Below are 19,287 nucleotides of genomic sequence, written 5' to 3'. Positions count from 1 at the left end.
GAAATTTATTTCAGCAGCAGCATGCGACGGGTAATAATTCCTTGCGGCGTTTCCATTCTATACAGATATACACCGGCGGCGACAGTTTGCCCAACATCATTACGGGCGTCCCATACAACTTGGCCTATACCGGATTCGACTGCACGGGCTATGAGCGTGCGCACTTTTTGACCTAATAAATTATAAACCGTGAGCCTTACAAACATCGGTTCAGGAATATAAAATCGTATCGTTGTCGAGGGATTAAAGGGATTCGGCGAATTATTGAACAATACAAAAGTAGTCGGTAAGGGTGATGACGGCTCGCCCGGAGGCAATACATCCGGCACATGAATTCCTTTGGAAGCTTCTATGACGGTGTTTTTAGATAACCCGTTGACCAACGTAAAACGTATCGTATCTGTATATGGCACGAAGTCATCCGGCACGATCGTTCCTCGGTTCAATGTCCAGTACACCATCGCATCGGTATTTTGAACGGTCGAATTCCACGACGGATGCATCATCATTTCATGCATCAATGTATCGAGCTTGACTGTAGAAAATTCATTTGCATTAACCGTCTGGTGCCATAAACCAAAATTGCCTGCGCTATCGGATACACTTTTTTCGTGCAGAGCAACCCCGCTGTACAAAGAAAGCACGGCATCGTAGATATACGCCAAACCGGTTTGATTACCGCCATAATAACCTGTGCTATCATTATTCATACCGCCGGTGGTCGTACCGATATCGCCATCATATCCCATTAGAAAACGAAAATTAGAATATTGACGCGGATCGGTTAGTGAATCTTTGGGTGCAAATTCAAAAATAAAATCGAGATAAACGATGCGTTCGTTATTTTTGGGCGCGGTGAGGATTTGCGTAAGTTTTATTTTAGAAAAATTGGTAATGGGTTGTGTTGACACCGTATAACGTTCTTCCGAAAGGCCCGTTTGCAAAGATGCCGTATAACCTGTTTTGCTAAAGGTAGATTTATCCCCTGAAAATATACCGGCATTGGTCCGGCCTGCAGGACTGTGGACGGTCAGCATCGTGTCCATTTCGTCAAAGTGAAACGCGATAAACCCCTGATACAATGCATTCGCATTCGTACTACCTTCCAAACGGTGTTCAACCCATGCGCCGATATTGGCTGAATCCGCACCAACCGTGGCCAAACCTGTACTTACACGTTTAATACTGAGCGCCGCCGATTTGGACAACGGCGCCATCTTTTCGCGACGCCCGTCCCATGACACGGCCATCACAAACAGAATCAAAATCAATAACCCCGTGTACACTGATTTGGTCATCCCATATCCTTGAAATAAAAAAAGATCATTCGCGATGAATGATCTTTTGTTGAAAAACGCTTTGAGGAATTAACTTCCCTTTTTGAGATCGTTGTAATCCGTTTCGTATTTTGAAGCGCATTTAGCTTGTATCTGTGTTCCTTCGAACGTGCCGTCTTTTTTGTAGCGTCCGTCAATCACGGCTTCGCATCCGTCCTTGAAAGTATCCGGAACAGGATCTTTTCCGATATATTTGACCGGCATCGTTGCGCCATTGCGAGTAATGACAAATTCGAGTTGCGAACCATTTTTGCGAATACTGCCATCCACGACATTGCCGTGAACTTTCAGCTTTTTAGTATAGGCATCTTCGCCCATTGCTTGAACTTCATCCACAAACTTATAATACGATTTTCCTTCATCGAAGCCCGAGACCGCCAGAAAAACCAGCGTCCCGCCGACCAGTAAAACACCGGCGATGATTTTGATATTTTTATTCATATAAAACCTTTCTGTGTACGGATTCGTTACATCAGTATAATACTTCATCTTCTTCAAAAAAGCAACTTAAGCTTCGTTAAATTGCGCGGGTTCGCCTTGTGTTTTGGCAATATATGCTGCCGCCGTAATGTCGCCGGTTACATTGAGCACTGTCCGTCCCATATCCAATATACGATCAACTCCGAGAATAATACCGATACCTTCCGCAGGGACATTGACCGATTGTAAAACTAAAACAATCATCGGCAGTGAGCCGCCGGGAATACCCGCGGTACCTATCGCGGTAAGAACCGTCATCACAACAACGAAGGCTTGTTGTCCGAGCGTCAGATCCACGCCGAAAATTTCCGCTAAAAACAAAACCGTCAGCCCTTCATACAACGCGGTACCGTTCATATTAGTGGTTGCGCCCAATGGTAATACAAAACCGCAAATATTGGGCGAAATTTTAAGTTCTTCTTCCGTTACGCGAATGGTGGTAGGTAATGTCGCATTGCTTGAGCTGGTCGAAAATGCCGTGACCATCACGGGTTTTACTGCTTGAAAAAAACGTAAAGGATTGATCCCTGCCATCAGGCGAAGCACCAACGAATAGACTCCAAATAAATGCAGGATATATCCGGCAAATACGAGTATAACATAAAAACCCAACGGTTTGAGGACGCTCACACCGAATCGTGCTGAAACGCTAAACACAAGGCATGGCACGGCAATCGGAGCAAACCGCATGGCTAAATCAACCACACCGACGGCAAATTCGTTGACAGCCTCGAGAATATTTTTTACAGAATCCATGTGATTGTTTTTCATTCGCGTCATCATCACACCAAAAAGCAGCGCCAATACGATAATCGGCAACATTTGCATCGTCACCACGGCTTGCATCATATTACGCGGCAATAGCATATCCACAAACGTCATCACCGAAAAACTAATGTCTTTGCTTTTGCCGATAACCTCACTGGTCGATGAACCGTATTGCGCCATCAACGTTTTTTGCATCTCTGGATCAAAACTTTTACCCGGATGAAAAATCTGAACAAGCAAAAGACCAACCACGGCAGCGGCGGCTGTCAATAACATAAAATACAAAATTGTCCGAACACCGATTCGCCCCAATGTTTCCAAATTACCGAGGTTGGCTACTCCCAAAGCCAGTGATGCAAATACCAACGGCACCACCACCATAAAAAGAAGACGTAAAAATATTTGCCCGACCGGATCGGTGATATTGGTGATAAACCATTGCAAGTCGGGATGATTGGCGGCTTCAGGTCCGATGATCTGATTGGTAATAATTCCTGCAAGTAACCCGATACCAAGTCCGGTCATGATTTTGGTGTGAAGTTTCATCTTCAAGTCTTTCTATTAGTTCATAATCAAAATTTTATAAACCCAGCTTATCAAAAAAACAAAAGCCGTGATTATTTGCAGTTTTTCCCCGGTATGGGATTGAATGTATTTTGAAAAAGGAATCTTTTTCAAAATACCTACGAGAGACAGAATGGCCACCAAAGACATCAAAACGAATAAATAAACGCCAAATGGTTGTACACGAAGCGCATCCAACCAATGCCCGTGCATGCCCAAACTTACAGACGTAGTCAACCCGCACGAAGGGCAAGGATAACCGGTAATAGTTAGAAATCCGCATGGCGGTAACCCCAATTGGCGGTGCGTGCCGACACCCTCACGACTGGGCTCCAAAGCAATACCTAAAAAAGCCACCATAAAATAAATCAGAAGATATGTCGCATGCGGCCAAACGGAAAAAACGGATGACTCTTCAACAAAAGATAGTGACGGTTGCCCCTCGGATGATACGACCGATTTCATTCCTTGATCGTGTGTTTAAGATTTTCAAAAGCCAAATCCACATCAAACTTGAGATCCATGACAAAATTGGGAAGATTTTTGAATTCGTCCAGAGATTGCTGAACTTCGGCGTAATATTTTTCGACCATGTGAAATTTGATACGTTTTCTTTTTTCAAGATCTTCGATACGATGATTCCAGTCAATGATCTGTGCGCTGTTTTCTTCGATCATTTTTCGTATACGACCGATTTTAGCAATCACTTTATCTTTGATGTCCTGAGGCGTTCCGGGATTTTTGAGCATACGAAGCATGATGCGCAATCCGGCTTCTTCATCCGCAATCACATCCGAAAAAATTTCATTTTTCAGATTGGGTGACAGATTGCGTTCATTGATGACTTCGGAAAACTTTTCAGGATTGATTTTCAATAAAAGATGAATGGCCCGCCGGCGAATGGACGGCACCGGGCAAACGACAAGCCGCGCCAGCATTTCCGTAGCCACTTCTTCGCGCGTATCGGGATTTTTGGCTTCCTCCAGAATGCCGCGCAAATTGAGTTCTGATAAAACATAGCTGGCATTACTATTACCGTCTTTAGCCAGTTTAAACAAAATAGGTTTAGATATTTTGTGATTTTTCAACGCCACGATACTCACGCCTTGCTGCGCGCTTTCCGTCACCAGTTTGGATAATATCCCCTCAATGCGGACGCGTTCCTCATCGGTCAACGTGACGTCTTGTTCGTCGGACGGTGTAAAAATATCGTCGAGCATACGTTATGATTGTTCCGGTGTTAATACGGTGAAATAAAATGTGGTACCTTCACCGACCGCACTTTCGGCCCAAATGCGGCCCTTATGCGCTTCGATGATGGATTTACAAATGGCAAGTCCCAACCCGATACCGCCGCCGCCGGCATGATCATCGCTGGAAAACACACCGCCGGTTCGTTTGTATTTTTCAAAGATATGCGGCAAGTCTTCTTCAGGGATGCCGATTCCTGTATCTTTAACCATAAACTGTACGCCATCAGGCACCGGTTGTGCTCCGATCATTACTGCTCCGCCGGTGGAGGTAAATTTGATAGCATTGGAAATCAGGTTATTGAATACCTGTAATATTTTTTCGCCGTCAAAATACGCCTTGTAATCCGTATTTTCAAATTCATTGATAAGTAAAATTTCTTTTTGGGAAGCCAAAACAGACATGTTTTTTATGGCGTCTTCGATGATCGTATGCACATTATTGTGTTCCGGGAAAATTTCCAGTTTGCCGGATTCAATTTTCGAAATGTCAATGATGTCGTTGATGAACGTCAGTAATTTTTTATTATTCGCAATGACGTTGGACAGGATTTCTCTCTGATCTTCGGTGATCGGATCGACGTATTCGTTAAACAGCGCTTCGGCAAAGCTCTGATTGGCGATGATCGGGCTTCGCAGATCATTGACGATCGTCGATGTAAAATTACGTTTGATATTTTCGAGTTCTTCCAATTTCCAAATATATTTGATCGTCAATGTCAGTTCACGCGCGATCAGCTGAATGAGTCGGTAAATATCTTTGTTGTACGCAAAAGTATCCGATGTAAAAACAGCCAAGGAACCGACTACATCCGTTTCATCCCGTAAAGGCACAACCAGCACGGATTGGACGTCTTGTGCGCCTTCCGGCTTAAGGTGGGTTTCACCAAAAATGTCTTTCTGGGTATTTTTGATAAGCCCCATACGCACTTCGTTGGGATTAAAATCTTGCTGCAATACCGATGCGATGGCTTTATCCAAAAAATTATCGGCGATGTCTTTTTGAATATCAATCGTCAAATGCAGCGTGTCTTTCTCAAAAAGCGTGAGTGCAGATGCATGATATTCGACGATCTGTCGAAAGAGATCAAAACAGCGCGTAATCATTTCCTGACGATTGTAAGCATACCGCGACAAGTCGCGCATTCGGTTAGATACCGTCGTCTCATAAAGAAGTTTCTCTAAGATGCGATTCAGTTTGGATTTGATACTCTCTTCCGGGTTCTCCGGCGATTGAATCGAATATTTTTCATCTTCTTTGTCCGCATAATCTATGGTTGAAGGCTTTGCGATCGTTTTGATTAATTCCTCTACCGCTTGCAGCAGCGCTGTCGTATCCGTTGCTTTGGTAACAAACGCGTTGGCGCCGGCTTCAATACCCCAGAAGCGATCCTGCTGCTGACCGAGACTTGTGAGCAAAATAATCGGAATGTGCGCACGGGAAGGATCGTCTTTGACCAATCGGCAGAATTGATATCCGTTGAGTTCCGGCATGATGATGTCACTCACGATCAGATCGGGATTTTCCGTCTCCACCATGTGCATGCCTTCGACGCCGTTTTTGGCGGAGATGACGAGATATCCCGCTTTGCTCAGCGCCATTTTATACATGATGAGCTGCGTCGCGCTGTCATCTACAACCAATATTTTTTCTTTAGCCACAACTACCTCTTACGCGTTAGCCGTTTGATATAATTTGAAAAAAGCCATCAGCTCGGCTGTCATTTTTTCAGGGGGTAAAATTTTATCTACAACACCCAACTCAATCGTTTCTTTGGGCATACCAAATACAACACAAGATTCGGCATTTTGTGCCATGGTAAAACCTCCGGCTTCTTTGATGGCTTTGGCTCCATCGGCGCCATCACGTCCCATGCCAGTCAGAACGATACCGATCGAAGCTGCACCAAAAACTTTAGCAACCGATTCCATCATCAGGGTTGCATTGGGGCGGAGACCGTTCACTGGCATGGATTTGCTGAGACGAACGATTTTGCCTGAATCAATAAAAAGGTGGTATCCGTCCGGGGCAACATAAATCGTTCCCGGTTGTAATTCTTCACCGCGATCCGCCGTTTTTACATTCATACCGCACTCTTTATTGAGCCATTCGACAAATCCTTGCCCGAATCCTTCACAGATATGCTGGACAATAACTACAGGAACCGGAAACCCTGCCGGGAGGGTTTTGAGCAATTTGAGTAACGCCGATGGCCCGCCCGTCGATGAAGCGATAGCTATCACCTCGGGTGTTTTTACGGGACTCAATAGTTTCGGATATACGCTCTTGGGCGTTAAAGGTTCGCGCCAGAGTGTTTCTTTGACTGACGGCACTTCCGCAGCCGGGGCAGGCACGCGCGGCTGGCGAACAGATGATGTGTCGGTTTTATCACTAGATTTCGCGTCCGACGATTTGTTTTTTGCGCCGCCGATATGATGAAATACTTTGACTCCGGAAAGGATCTTAACTTTTTTGATCAAATCGCGCCCGATGTATTCGTAATCCATCGCCAGATTACCTTTGGGTTTTTCGACGATGTCCAGTGCTCCGGCACGAATAGCATTAAACGCAATATTGAGATCATCTTTACCCACAGATGCACTAATCACCAAAATTGGGGTTGGCGCGGTCTGCATGATCTGTTTCGTCGCTTCAAATCCGTCCATAACCGGCATACGAATATCCATCGTCACTATATCCGGCCTGAGAATCTGGACTTTTTCAACCGCTTCCCGGCCGTTTTTAGCCACACCGATCACTTGGCAATCATCATCCGTCGCAAAAATTTTCTGAAGAATCATCGTGACGGTCGGCGAATCTTCAGCGATGAGTATCTTGGGCATTGATTCCTATAACAACTTTTCAATGGTTTCAAGCAGATTGGTCTGATCAAATCCACCTTTGACAATGTAGGCATTAGCGCCGACCTCGATCCCGCGGCGTTTATCCTTATCCGACTCCAGTGACGTACACAATACAAACGGAATATCCGGAAATTTGGACTCGGTTCGCACTTTGTGAGCAAATTCAAATCCCGTCATAAACGGCATTTCCACATCGCTCACGACAATATCAAAATTACCGATTTCATGCAGTTTCTGATAACCTTCCAAGCCGTTAGTCGCAATAGTCACGTGATAACCGGCGGACTCAAGAATATTTTTTTCTAATGTACGTGTCGTGATCGAATCGTCCACTACCAATACGCGCTTTTTGACCAAATCGCGCTGACGGCGATCCCGGAAAGCGAATTTCGTACCGGAACCTTGAACGGATTTGATCAAGTCATTGGGATCTAAAATAATCGAAATCCGTCCGTCACCAAGCACGGTTGAACCCGCAACATTTTTTACGCGTTTGAGTTGATGACCGAGGCTTTTAACGACAACTTCCTGCTCGTCTAAAAGTTTATCCACTAAAAACGCTACCCGCCGGCCTCCGGAAACAAAAATAACCGCGGGAAATTTATTCGTCTCTATTTTTGTAAGATGCTGCCCGATTTTGGGCGCAGCGGATGACTTGAGCAAGCCTTTATTTTTGAGGCGTTGTTTGGCATTGCCCAACACCTCTTCCATTTTATACAATGGCACCGGCGTATTATCCACCAGGACAAAAGGATTTTGCCCGCCCGTCCACAGTTCTTCTTCCGTTAATCGCACCGTACGATCTATGAAATCAATCGGGAGCGAATAGTGATCGCCGCCGACATCCACGATAAGCACGTGCGTAGTCGCGAGCGTGAGCGGAATTTTGATCGTAAAGCGTGTACCTTTTCCTTTTTCAGAAACCGTTTCGATCGTGCCTTTGATTTTTTCGATATTAGATTTGACGATGTCAAGCCCCACACCGCGCCCGGAAAGATCGGTGATAATTTTTGCCGTAGAAAATCCGGAATGGAAAATAAGCCCGACCAAATCATTTTTACTGACTTCGGAGGCTTGATGTTCCTTGATATAACCTTTTTTGATCGCGATCTGCAAAATCCTGTCGGTATCAATTCCACGGCCATCATCCTGGACTTCGATCTGCACCATATTGCCGACGTATCCGGCACGAACTTGTATCGTGCCTTCTTGTGCTTTCCCAGTGGCTTCGCGATCGGCCGGCGCTTCTATACCATGATCAATAGAATTACGCAATAAGTGAATCAGAGGATCTTTCAACTCCTCTAAAACTTTTTTATCAACGCGCGTATCTCCACCGAAGACTTCAAATTTCACTTTTTTGCTTTGTAATTTGGCAATATCACGAATCATGCGCGGATACAAATCGAAAATAGTCGAAATCGGCAAAAGGCGAATAATGCGCAAATTGTCTTGAATATCCCCTGTGATGACAGACATCCGCAGATTTTCTTCACTCTGTTTGTCATACAAAATGCTAATAGATTCGGCAATCGAACCTATTTTCTCAATGGATGAAAGATACGAAGTAACGACGGAACGCAGATCGTATGAAGTAATCAGTTCGCTTTTTACGTCACTTGGTCTCTCGACGTCTTCGTTGACGATACGTGATAAAGTACGATCTAACAGTAATCGAATGCGTTCCGTTTGTTGTGCCCACTCCTCGGTAAAATCCAGCATTTTGCGGATGTCCGCCAATCGTTGCTGGGATTTGATGCGCGTTGTGACAAGTTCACTCACCTGATTCATCAGATCGTCCAAACGCCGCGTCGGCACACGTATAAACGCATCTTCGGAAACATTACCTTTGGAAGCGTCGGTTTTATCAACGATCATCTCCGACTTGGATAGATCGGTCGTCGGTTTAAATTCGGTCTCCTCCGGCTCAGGAGTTTTCGCTTCCGTCACGGGTACCGGTTCGGCTTTAGACACAACGTCCAACACCGGTTCCACATCAGGTTTAGATTCTTCCTTTGGCTCGGCTACGGAAGCCGGCGCTTCTTGCGGGTTATAAATAGCTTCTAATTTTTTTACAATAACTGAAATATCGATTGAATCGTCCGATCCTTCGTTGGATATCAATTCGATAATTTGAGAAATAATATCAACCCCTTCATAAATGACATCAAAATTTTCGGGTGATACTTTGATTTCCGCGCGGCGTACTAAACCGAAAATATCTTCGATTTTGTGCGATACACCTTCGATCTTCTGAAAACCCATCATACGCGCCGAACCCTTGATGCTGTGCGCCGTACGAAAAAGCTCATCTATCAGCTCTCGGGAATTGGGGGTTTCTTCAAGTTTGAGCAAACCTTTATTAAGGTTTTTCAGATGCTCTTCGCTCTCCACCTTGAAGATGGACATCATTTCTTTGAGTTCGTCTTTAGACAAATCCATAGGCAAATCCGTAAAATATGTGGCCCGGATGATGAATGATTATTTTTTGACTAAACTATCCATTTCTTTGGTCAAACCTAACACGGAATCCACAGCGCCTTGTGTTTGCGCGGTTCCTTTGGCAACTTGTTTGACGACTTCGTTGATATTGGCCATGGCCAGCGTGATCTGTTCGATACCGATCGTCTGTTGTTTGCTGCCAACCAAAATCTGTTGGGCATAACCTACGCTTTCTTCCAAACTTTGGATGGATTCATCCATATATTTTCCGGCTTCTCGTATTTTTTCAACACCGATATCAACGCGTTTTGAGCCTTCTTCCGTAGCCATAACCGTCGAATTCGTTGCATTTTGTATCTGGGTGATCAGATCACGTATGCGCAGAGAAGCCTCTTTGCTTTTTTCGGCTAGCTTCCGGACTTCAAAAGCCACCACACCGAAACCTTTGCCGAATTCGCCGGCCTTACTCGCTTCGATAGCCGCGTTCAACGCAAGCATATTGGTTTGTTCGGCAATATCATTGACGGTGGTGGTGATAACGCCGATCTGTTGCGTTTTTTCGCTGAGATCAAGGATTTGCTCCGCGATACGTTCAACACGCTTTTTGATTTCATTCATTTCATCCACGGTATTGTCTACCGCATCTTTGCCTTTGGACGTAATATCCATACTGCGCTCGGTACTCTCTACGACAAACTGAGCTTTTTCCGTTGTCTGATGCGAAGTGGCGGCCAATTCTTGTGTCGTGGTTGTCGTCTGATTGAGCGATGTAGATTGCTCATTCATCCCCACAACCTGTTGATCCATCGTCGAGTTAAGCTCACTGACAACCGATGACAAACGCGATACGGCATCGCCCAAAGTTTTTTCCGTATTCTCCAAATTATCGATGACCGAGTTGAGACTTTCACGCATGGTATTCAATTCCCCATCGGCCTTGAATGTCAAACGTTTGGAATAATCTTTATCCGCGATACGCGTTACGACATCCACGATATCCATTGTAACTGTAAAAGTACTGCGGAATAGCACCAGATAATAAATAACGCCAAAAATTACAGCCGCGCCCAGACCAATAACCCAGCCCCACCAGTGCATCGAATATATACCGATGAAAAAGGACGCACATACGATGAGCACCAACCAAGGTACGGTGCGTATCAAAACGCTAAGGATAAATTTTTTTCTTCCGTAAACCATATAAACAACGAAAGTGCCTATGGCTGCAGCAGGTATCGCCATGAGTAAAAAAAACAAAAAAATCATATATGGATTCTCCGGAGTTTAGACTTCTTCGTTGACAATTATATTCGAATGTGAAACATAGTTATCCCAACTGATCAACGTAATTTTATTATCATTGCGAATAAAAAAACCGCTCACAAATGACGACATGTGTTCTCTATTGCCGCCGGTCATCGTCTTGACTTCCGAACGGGGTAAATTGATTTTTTCAATCACGGCGTCGGCTAATAGGCACAGCTCAATTCCTTTCCACTGAATCATCAAAAACATAGATCGATCCGTGACAGGCCGGTCTTCCAAATTGAATGAACCGCGAATATCAATCACCGAAAATACGGCACCGCGAATATTAGTTATTCCGAGCACAAAATCCGGCGTACAGGGAACCGGCGTCACTTCGCTGAGTACCCTTACTTCAGATACATACTGCGTTTCTAAAGCAAAAAATTCAGACGATAACTGGAAAATAAGCACACTAATCTGTTCGCCCGTTTCTTCGATGGTATGTGCACGTTTTAGTTTTTCGGCACGGCCGGCCAAAATTTTAGCTTCAGCCTCCGGCGTCAAGCGTGACGACAAAAGTTCCGCCATCAGCTTGTGTACTTCGTCAAATACATCTTGTTGCTTCATTGGTTCCGCCATACGTTTATCTCTAATTATCCCACATATTAACCATCATGCGCAGTTCTTTGACTTTCAAGTCATCCAAAATCCCTACGCGCTCGTCGTCCGATTTATTTTTTAAAATACGCTCGGTTTGTTTTAAATATTTTCGCGCTTGCACGCCGTCACCGAGTTTAAAATAATTGACCGCCAACTCGTAATACCCGATCGCAAAATCAGAATCAATATAGATCGTCTTCTTAAGCATGCGCACCGATTCGTCAAAAAGATTTTCTTCTTTGTAAATCAATCCCAACAGGTAATACGCTTCCAGCATCAGGGAATCTTCGGCGATCGCCATGTGGCAAAAATCTTTGGCTTTACTGACATTATCGAGATTGGCATTGATGTGCGCGATCATATACAGCGCTCTACCGTTCGCGGGATTTTTTTCGATCAGTGCGGTAAAGTGCTTTTCGGCTTCACGAAAATCTTTTTTATAAAATTCTTCCAGTGCCATTGTAAACAGTTCCGCTTCGTTGAGCTCGGCACGCCGTTTTTCTTCGATCACCGCATCACGATCATTCGGTTTCGCGCCGGGTTGCGGTTTCAGCGGTGCACGCATGGTCGTAATTGTGAGATTATCCGCTTTGAAGAGTGGTTCTTTTGGTTTGGGCTCTGATTTGAGAACAGGGTTTTCCTTTTTAACAGTATCGGTAATATCGAGTTTGGTAATTCTCTGTTGCAGTGTATCTAGATTATTTATGATACCCTGATTTTTTACGACCGAGGTTTGATCTTTGAATTCCTTAAAAATATCGCGACGCGTACGAATACCTGTTTTGTATTGCTGCTCCTTTTTTGAGGCCGTGTCTTTTCTGTAAATCACTGCATCGGGATATATTTCGGAAATATACTTATCATAGACTAACGAACTGGGCTCCGCATGACCGACGGCCAAAAACGATTTCTCCTTCAAACAATCATAAAAACGGTTAACCACTTTGATGGTGGTCTCGGCTTCAAAATAAATGGTCACATTACGACAAAAAATCAAATCTAAATCTTTGGTACCGTTTTCATCCCGCGGATAACCGTCGTCCACCAGATTGAGATAGTCGAAGCGAACCATGTTTCGGATAAAATCTTTGATGTAGTACAATCCGTCTTTTTTATCGAAATAAAAATTTTTATAAAAATCGTTGATCGAACGCAACGACCACGGTCTGTAAACACCCTCTTTGGCGTATTCAACGGAATTCACATTGATATCCGTACCTACGATGGAAATTTTCCAGTCCCGAATATCCGGTAGCAGATTATGCAATACCATCGCAACGGTATACGGCTCTTCCCCGGTAGAACATCCGGCACTCCATATACGAATTGTTTTATCGTGATGATGTGCTTTGATAAGGCTCGGTAAAACGACTTTTTCAATTACATCAAAATGTCTGAAAAAATACGTTTCTCCGACGGTAAGAAAAGAAACAAGCGTCTTAAATTGCGCGGACTGTGTCGGATCCGACGCCAGCAAGTCAAAATACTTATCCAAACCGGAAACGCCGGAATAGTGAAACGCTTTCAATACTCCGCTTTTGAGATCGGCACGTTTGCGGTCGTTGAAATAAATACCGCTGCGGGCGCGAATCAGATTACGAAACCGGATAAAATCCTGATCTGTAAAATCGGCTTCTTTGGCAATAACGCCATGCCCGGTGCCCATCGGATGTACTTCGTGGTAATTAAGCATGTTTGACTTCGTGACGTAAAACAGCGTATTCTTTGTCCGTCATCAATTTATTCAAATCCACACAAACGATCGTCGTACCGCCAGACAAAAATGTACCCTGAATATATTTGACGTCAATGAGGACATCGGCGTGCAAATTACGTGTAATATCCGATGGTTCGACTTCAAGGGTTTCCAAAACGTCATCGACAAGCAGCCCGGCCGTAATATCATGAATCCGCATAATGATGATGCGCGATTTCAGACGCAACGTCGTCGCACCGGCACCCGAACGCAAAAGGAAATCAATAATTGGTATGATTTCTCCTCGAAGATTGATGACGCCCGGCGCAAACGGGGGCAGCTCGCTCATCGGAGAAACGGCAACGCTGCGTATAATTTCTTTCACGTATTCCAGTTCAACGGCATAGTCGCTGTTGCCGGATCGAAAGTGAAGGAATTTCAGATTTTTTTGTTTATCGGCCATATGTCATCCCATGTTGTTCAAACCATTGCTTCGTATAATTACATCGCATCCCGGCCTTGTCTAAATCACGTTTGAGGTGATACATATCCGCCGGCTCATCCACATCATACCACGGCTTGATCGGATAATAATTCACCCCATTGTTCTGCATCCGTAGTTGAGTAGTGGACAAAACTTCTTCCGTGCTCCAAGGTATATCTTCAAATAAAAAATCCATTCTTCGCTGCAATCCCAAACCATAATAACCGCCATCGTCGGCAGGGCCGATGACGGCATCATATTGATCCAAGTAACGAAACGCATCCACCACATAAGCGTCCGGCAGCGTCGGGTGATCGGTGCCGATAATCCAGCATGCATCATAGTTTTGAGCAAAAAGCCCGGCGAACGCTTCTTTCATACGGGCGCCCAAATCCCCTTGTGATTGCAATCGCACTTGCCATGCGTTGTTCGTCCCAATTTCCGAAGTTAGCGTATCACAAAATTTTTCAAAAAACGGAACCGCTTCCGACGGTGTAACAAATAAATACGGTGTATAACCCACTTCTAAAGAAAGCCTGGTATATTGAATAATGCTGTCTTTCAAAAAAGCCTGATATAAACTGCAGGCCCCGTCTTTTCCAAGCGCTGGTATCAATCGGGTTTTTACTTGACCCGGTTCGGGTAACTTGGCAAACACCAACAATGCACGCCGTCGTATGCCCACACTACTCACGCATGTTTTTGAGCCGCCGGAGTTTTCCAGTGTATTGCATTCGCAAATTCACGAATCAATGACAAGCTTCCGGAGTGTTCCAGCACATTACCGGTCACAACAAACGAAGCGCCGGCCTCTACTTTTTGAAGGGCGTCTTCGGGCGTACGAATACCCCCGCCAACGATCACCGGTATATTCACATACTCACTGACCGCAGAAACCATTTCTGCCGGCACAGAATGCAACGCTCCGCTTCCGGCTTCGAGATAAATTGTTTTCATGCCGAGGTATTCGCCGGCTAAAGCATGAGCAACAGCAATGTCATTTTTGTCTCGTGGTATGGGTTTGGAATTACTCATGAATTCAGCGGACGTTACTTTACCGGATTCGATAAGCATGTATCCCGTCGAAATGGCTTCCAATCCCATCTTGCGAACAATCGGCGCCCCAAGCACCTGAGTGGTTATCAAAAACTCCGGATTGCGGCTGCTGATAAGGGATAAAAATAATAACGCATCCGCGTATTCGGAAAGCTGAATCGTGCTACCCGGAAAAATAATAACGGGCAAAGAAAATTCTTTTTTTATTGCCTGGATCGTACTGCCAAATCGGCTGCTAAGCATAAGGCTGCTCCCGATCAAAATCGCGTCCACACCCGCTTCGGCGCAATGGGACACGGTCTGCAACGTCTCCGCTTCCGTTTTTTTGTCGGGATCAATGAGTACAAAATAGCCCGAACCGCGCTGTTCGCAAACCTGCATGAGGTCTGCATAAACCGTTTTCCGCGGAGTATTAGTTGTAATTTTGTGCACGATCTTGCTCATTCAGTTTAAATCGTCCGACAAGGGTCTTTAGTGCGGACGTATGGTTGACCAAAGCATCCGTGGTACCATCTATTTGACGCACGCCTTGGGCCGTGTTGCGTGTAATACCGGCAATGGTTTCAATGTTTCTGGAAATTTCTTCTGCCGAATGGCTCTGCTGCTGGGATGAAACGGAAATATTCGTTATCATTTCGCGAACATGTTCGCTGGCTTTCAAAATTTCGTCAAAAGCCTCGGCCGTTTTATGCCCCAAGGCACGTCCTTTTTCTACTTCCATCGTTCCGCGCTCCATCGCACGAATCGCGTTAGCCATAGCGTGTTGGATTTTTTCGATCATCTGAGATATTTCCGTCGTAGAACGGGTCGTATCCTCCGCCAGGTTTTTCACTTCATTGGCGACAACGGCAAAACCTTTTCCTGCATCACCGGCTGTCGCGGCTTCGATCGAAGCATTGAGTGACAATAGGTTGATTTGGTCGGCAATGTCGTTGATAACTTCGATCACGGTACCGATCTGAGCGACGGTTTTACCCAATTCCAGTAATGTCTGAGCCGACTCACTGACCACCGAAGAAATATTTTGTAACCCGTTGACCGTATCCTCAACAACCATTTTTCCGCGGTCGGTAGCTTCTTCAGCCTGCTGGGATAGTCGCACCGCATCACCGGTATTGGCCGTTGTCTGTACGATCGTAGCAGACATCTCTTCGGCAGCAACCGCCACCAACGTGGCTTGATTGGATTGTTGTTCCGCACCGCCGGCGACGTCGGAACTGGCCTTGCTGATCGACTCCACCGAGGCCGAAATCTGCTCGGATGTGCGCGCTACTTGACGCATGATTTCTTCTAACTTATTCAAAAATTGGTTAAACGCGGCAGCCAACTCACCGACTTCATCTTTGGCATCAATATGTATCCGGCGCGTTAAATCGCCTTCTCCTTCGGCGATGTCCTTAAACCGATCTACAATATTCATCAACGGCCTTACCAAAAGTCCGCTAATCCAATACACGACACCTATTCCCACACCGACAGTCACTATAAGAAGTATAAAACTGAAAATAATATTGGATTGCAATTCATCATTAATGGACTTCGTTGACATACCCAATGAGAGATTCCCGATTTCATTACCGGCGCTGTTAAATACCGGCACGACGATACAATTCATATCCAATGCATCAAACGTCCAATCGCTTTTTTTAGCTTCACGCCAGCGACCGATTTGTTCGTTGACCACGGGATCAATCCGATCTTCTATCTTAGGATCGCGATAAAAGGTAGCAAAGTTTTCGCCGCTTACGTCGTGCACCATGATAAATTCGGCATGAGTTCTGAGCGCATCAAACGCACTGACCACGGAACCCTTATCGCCAAAATCCAATCCCGCGCTGATGTTTTTGGCAGTCAATTCGGCAAAACTGCGCAGTATCAGCGACTGATGATTTACCGCCGTGGTATGCAGTTTGACGGTAAAAACGATCGTTACGGTAGTTATAAAAATGGCTGAAAAAACGCCGAACCCCGCCATGAGTTTGGCTCGTAGTTTCATGTCATTGAGTTTCTTTAGCATAATTTCATCTCCCGAAAACGCTATCTTCGTCTTAAAATTTATTTCATTGATTGAGCATAATCCAAGGCGGCTTCTTGTACTGTGATGGCACGCACTTTTTGGCCGCTCGGCCATTTTTGATTTTTTTGATATATCGCTAAACGCATACTGTCCTGTTGTTCTCGTTCGCGGACTTCCAATTTCCTGTTGATTTCTTCGTCCGTTAGAATCGGTTCGGAAAAGTAAAAAGACAACCTTTTACGCGGTTCGATTTTAGCTTGTTTAAATGTTTCCGCTTTCCGTTCGTATTTGGCCAAATTGGCCGCTGTCTCTTCGTCCTGCGAATGATCATCAGAGACGACCCAGTACAAACTAAGAATCACCATACAAGCCGCAGAGCTCATCATGATGATATTCGTCCATTTTTCAGTTGAAATTTTTTTTCGAACGGCCTGATCCAACTCCGAGTGCGGCGCAAATGCATGGGAGTCGGGATCAAACGGTATGATTTCAGACGAAAGATCATCCGGATTTCCGCTGTGTTGCGCCGTAGCACGTGCCACTACTTGCCCGCGGTCCGACGTCACATACGCTATTTTAGTACGAATTACTTTATATTCCCGCACGACAGCCGCCGAATCAAGGCCGATCGCGTCCGCATAATTTTTAAGATATCCCTGTATGAATACCGGTGTAGCAAAATCCAAATCGCCGGCTTCGATTTTTTCGATCGTTTCTAACGGCATTCGGGTTCGCAAGGCAACCGCCGCCGCCGTTATGTGCTGATCCGCACGCGCCTGACGCAACCATCCGGAAAGTTCTTTGTAATATGCATTACTCATCGTTTTTCCAAATACGTGTCCGTCAAAACCTGATACAACCTTGTCACAGGTAATCCCACCACATTGTAAAAATCACCATCAATACGATCTACAAAAATAGCGCTGGCATCCTGTATGCCGTAAGCCCCGGCTTTATCAAACGGCGCTCCGGTGGCAATGTACATGGCGATTTCTTCATCCCGCAACCGGCGAAAGTGCACCTGTGTTAATTCGTGTTCCACCTTATTCACATTGCGTGACCGGTGAGATATGGCAAATGCCGTATATACCTGATGATTACGCCCGCTCAAAAAACGCAGCATACGCCATGCGTCTTTCTCGTCGGACGGTTTTCCTAAAATATGCCCGTCCAAACACACGATCGTATCCGCCGCGATAACAATTCGCTCGGGATATTTTTGAGCAATATCCAAGGCCTTTTTTTGAGCAATTTCGCGCGCATACTCGACCGGTTCGTGGTGTTCAGAAACTTCTTCAATGGCACTCGGCATCACATCAAAATCAAAACCGACTTGTTTTAATATCTGTGCCCGTCGCGGCGAAGCGGATGCTAAAATAATCTTTCCTAAAACACGTGGCAAAAATGTGTCTATCACAATAAACCGAATAAGAATTTGGGTATGAATCTTCGACGTGTACAGCTAGTGCAATGTATTTGTTTTTTCAGGAAGTTACAAGCCTTTTTTGGCTTCCTAAGTCAAGCCTTTTCTTCACTGGATGATACGGCGTCCGTGATCGTCTGGGGTTCCTGACGGGGTTCATTCGGAGTTTGTACATGCGCTTGAATATCCCATTGAGGGTCATCTCTATGTAAAATAACCTCCGCAAGTTGGATATACGCTTTCGCACCGGCTGATGAAGAATCATAAGTAACAACCGGTTTTTTCTGAAATGCAGCGTCCCCTATTTTTACGTTCTTAGGGATAATCACTCCAAAAACCAAATCTTCAAAAACGGCTCGTGCATCGCGTACGGTTTTTACGCTGACATTCGTCCCTTTTTCATACATCGTGATCAAAATGCCTTCGATCTTGAGATACGGATTAATGGATTCGCGCACTTTACGGTAAAACTTCATCAATCGTTCCAAAGCATGCAACGCAAAAAAACCGCATTGAACCGGTACGATGGTCGAATCCGAAGCCGTAAATGCACCCAATGTCAGATTACTGAGAAAAGGTGGGCAATCGATGATAAAATAATCATAATCATTACGGACAAAATTAATCATAATGCGAAGCCGCGTGAGTTTTGCGGAGAGTTTCAAAAGTTCATTTTCTTCTTCGCTCGTCCATACATTGGACGGCATCACATCCAGACGCTCGGTACCGCTGGCGTATATCGCCTTTCTTACAATCGCTTCATCCAAACTTTCGGGATGTTTATACAGATCGTACACGCCAAACGTTGCATTTTCACGCGTAAAACCGACGCCGACACTCGCTGCGCCGCTCGGATCAAGGTCAATAAGCAACGTACGTTTACCAAACTTGGCCAACGACGCCGCCAAATTGATAGAAGTCGTTGTTTTCCCAACGCCGCCTTTGGGGTTGGCCACACAAATTACTTTGGGCATTTTTTTAATTACCTGTAACGTTC

18 protein-coding genes are annotated in these 19,287 nt (G+C 45.1%); all 18 read right to left on the bottom strand.

Annotated elements, in window-relative coordinates:
* Positions 1-5: 5 nt before the first annotated feature.
* Positions 6-1,298, bottom strand: coding sequence for a T9SS type A sorting domain-containing protein (locus HUU58_06115; GenBank protein ID NUN45240.1), 1,293 nt, complete (start codon positions 1,296-1,298; stop codon positions 6-8).
* Positions 1,299-1,367: 69 nt separating this feature from the next.
* Positions 1,368-1,778: a cytochrome c maturation protein CcmE gene (locus HUU58_06110; GenBank protein ID NUN45239.1), complete on the bottom strand. Its 411-nt coding sequence runs from the start codon at positions 1,776-1,778 to the stop codon at positions 1,368-1,370.
* A gap of 66 nt (positions 1,779-1,844) precedes the next feature.
* Positions 1,845-3,131, bottom strand: coding sequence for a dicarboxylate/amino acid:cation symporter (locus tag HUU58_06105; protein NUN45238.1), 1,287 nt, complete (start codon positions 3,129-3,131; stop codon positions 1,845-1,847).
* Between the two features lie 15 nt (positions 3,132-3,146).
* Entirely contained in the window at positions 3,147-3,614 is a 468-nt protein-coding gene (locus tag HUU58_06100; protein ID NUN45237.1) for a DUF2752 domain-containing protein, read from the bottom strand.
* Complete coding sequence (locus HUU58_06095; GenBank protein ID NUN45236.1) at positions 3,611-4,369, bottom strand: hypothetical protein; 759 nt, start codon at positions 4,367-4,369, stop codon at positions 3,611-3,613. The genes HUU58_06100 and HUU58_06095 overlap by 4 nt, the downstream gene beginning before the upstream one ends.
* Before the next feature lie 3 nt (positions 4,370-4,372).
* Positions 4,373-6,061, bottom strand: a complete 1,689-nt coding sequence (locus HUU58_06090) for a response regulator (protein ID NUN45235.1) — start codon at positions 6,059-6,061, stop codon at positions 4,373-4,375.
* A 9-nt stretch (positions 6,062-6,070) separates the two neighbouring features.
* Complete coding sequence (cheB, locus tag HUU58_06085) at positions 6,071-7,243, bottom strand: chemotaxis-specific protein-glutamate methyltransferase CheB (GenBank protein NUN45234.1); 1,173 nt, start codon at positions 7,241-7,243, stop codon at positions 6,071-6,073.
* A gap of 6 nt (positions 7,244-7,249) precedes the next feature.
* Entirely contained in the window at positions 7,250-9,706 is a 2,457-nt protein-coding gene (locus HUU58_06080) for a hybrid sensor histidine kinase/response regulator (protein ID NUN45233.1), read from the bottom strand.
* Between the two features lie 39 nt (positions 9,707-9,745).
* The gene (locus tag HUU58_06075; GenBank protein NUN45232.1) at positions 9,746-10,972 is read right to left on the bottom strand and encodes a hypothetical protein; all 1,227 of its coding nucleotides are present in this window, start codon (positions 10,970-10,972) and stop codon (positions 9,746-9,748) included.
* A gap of 18 nt (positions 10,973-10,990) precedes the next feature.
* Positions 10,991-11,593 carry a chemotaxis protein CheW gene (locus HUU58_06070; protein ID NUN45231.1) on the bottom strand — a complete coding sequence of 201 codons (603 nt, stop codon included), beginning with the start codon at positions 11,591-11,593 and terminating at the stop codon, positions 10,991-10,993.
* A gap of 10 nt (positions 11,594-11,603) precedes the next feature.
* Positions 11,604-13,307 carry a hypothetical protein gene (locus HUU58_06065; protein NUN45230.1) on the bottom strand — a complete coding sequence of 568 codons (1,704 nt, stop codon included), beginning with the start codon at positions 13,305-13,307 and terminating at the stop codon, positions 11,604-11,606.
* Positions 13,300-13,773, bottom strand: a complete 474-nt coding sequence (locus HUU58_06060; GenBank protein NUN45229.1) for a chemotaxis protein CheW — start codon at positions 13,771-13,773, stop codon at positions 13,300-13,302. Before HUU58_06060 ends, HUU58_06065 begins: the two co-directional genes overlap by 8 nt.
* On the bottom strand, positions 13,763-14,488 hold the full coding sequence (locus tag HUU58_06055) for a TIGR04282 family arsenosugar biosynthesis glycosyltransferase (GenBank protein ID NUN45228.1): 726 nt from the start codon (positions 14,486-14,488) through the stop codon (positions 13,763-13,765). Before HUU58_06055 ends, HUU58_06060 begins: the two co-directional genes overlap by 11 nt.
* Positions 14,485-15,294 carry a geranylgeranylglyceryl/heptaprenylglyceryl phosphate synthase gene (locus HUU58_06050; GenBank protein ID NUN45227.1) on the bottom strand — a complete coding sequence of 270 codons (810 nt, stop codon included), beginning with the start codon at positions 15,292-15,294 and terminating at the stop codon, positions 14,485-14,487. Before HUU58_06050 ends, HUU58_06055 begins: the two co-directional genes overlap by 4 nt.
* The gene (locus tag HUU58_06045) at positions 15,263-16,867 is read right to left on the bottom strand and encodes a methyl-accepting chemotaxis protein (protein NUN45226.1); all 1,605 of its coding nucleotides are present in this window, start codon (positions 16,865-16,867) and stop codon (positions 15,263-15,265) included. The genes HUU58_06050 and HUU58_06045 overlap by 32 nt, the downstream gene beginning before the upstream one ends.
* A 38-nt stretch (positions 16,868-16,905) precedes the next feature.
* Positions 16,906-17,688 (bottom strand): helix-turn-helix domain-containing protein, encoded by a 783-nt coding sequence (locus HUU58_06040; GenBank protein ID NUN45225.1) that lies wholly within the window; start codon positions 17,686-17,688, stop codon positions 16,906-16,908.
* On the bottom strand, positions 17,685-18,269 hold the full coding sequence (gene maf, locus HUU58_06035; protein NUN45224.1) for a septum formation inhibitor Maf: 585 nt from the start codon (positions 18,267-18,269) through the stop codon (positions 17,685-17,687). The genes HUU58_06040 and maf overlap by 4 nt, the downstream gene beginning before the upstream one ends.
* A 116-nt stretch (positions 18,270-18,385) precedes the next feature.
* A complete protein-coding gene (locus HUU58_06030) occupies positions 18,386-19,264 on the bottom strand; it encodes a ParA family protein (GenBank protein NUN45223.1) in 879 nt (292 codons plus the stop codon).
* Between the last annotated feature and the right edge of the window lie 23 nt (positions 19,265-19,287).

This window comes from bacterium, from assembly GCA_013360215.1.
Lineage (GTDB): Bacteria > CLD3 > CLD3 > SB21 > SB21 > JABWCP01.
This window is presented reverse-complemented; position numbering and strand designations above follow the sequence as displayed.

Bases quoted from the DNA above. Each gene is read 5' to 3' on its own strand.
- HUU58_06115 (NUN45240.1), bottom strand. From the start codon at position 1,298: ATGACCAAATCAGTGTACACGGGGTTATTGATTTTGATTCTGTTTGTG.
- HUU58_06110 (NUN45239.1), bottom strand. From the start codon at position 1,778: ATGAATAAAAATATCAAAATCATCGCCGGTGTTTTACTGGTCGGCGGG.
- HUU58_06105 (NUN45238.1), bottom strand. From the start codon at position 3,131: ATGAAACTTCACACCAAAATCATGACCGGACTTGGTATCGGGTTACTT.
- HUU58_06100 (NUN45237.1), bottom strand. From the start codon at position 3,614: ATGAAATCGGTCGTATCATCCGAGGGGCAACCGTCACTATCTTTTGTT.
- HUU58_06095 (NUN45236.1), bottom strand. From the start codon at position 4,369: ATGCTCGACGATATTTTTACACCGTCCGACGAACAAGACGTCACGTTG.
- cheB (NUN45234.1), bottom strand. From the start codon at position 7,243: ATGCCCAAGATACTCATCGCTGAAGATTCGCCGACCGTCACGATGATT.
- HUU58_06080 (NUN45233.1), bottom strand. From the start codon at position 9,706: ATGGATTTGTCTAAAGACGAACTCAAAGAAATGATGTCCATCTTCAAG.
- HUU58_06075 (NUN45232.1), bottom strand. From the start codon at position 10,972: ATGATTTTTTTGTTTTTTTTACTCATGGCGATACCTGCTGCAGCCATA.
- HUU58_06070 (NUN45231.1), bottom strand. From the start codon at position 11,593: ATGGCGGAACCAATGAAGCAACAAGATGTATTTGACGAAGTACACAAG.
- HUU58_06065 (NUN45230.1), bottom strand. From the start codon at position 13,307: ATGCTTAATTACCACGAAGTACATCCGATGGGCACCGGGCATGGCGTT.
- HUU58_06060 (NUN45229.1), bottom strand. From the start codon at position 13,773: ATGGCCGATAAACAAAAAAATCTGAAATTCCTTCACTTTCGATCCGGC.
- HUU58_06050 (NUN45227.1), bottom strand. From the start codon at position 15,294: ATGAGCAAGATCGTGCACAAAATTACAACTAATACTCCGCGGAAAACG.
- HUU58_06045 (NUN45226.1), bottom strand. From the start codon at position 16,867: ATGCTAAAGAAACTCAATGACATGAAACTACGAGCCAAACTCATGGCG.
- HUU58_06040 (NUN45225.1), bottom strand. From the start codon at position 17,688: ATGAGTAATGCATATTACAAAGAACTTTCCGGATGGTTGCGTCAGGCG.
- HUU58_06030 (NUN45223.1), bottom strand. From the start codon at position 19,264: ATGCCCAAAGTAATTTGTGTGGCCAACCCCAAAGGCGGCGTTGGGAAA.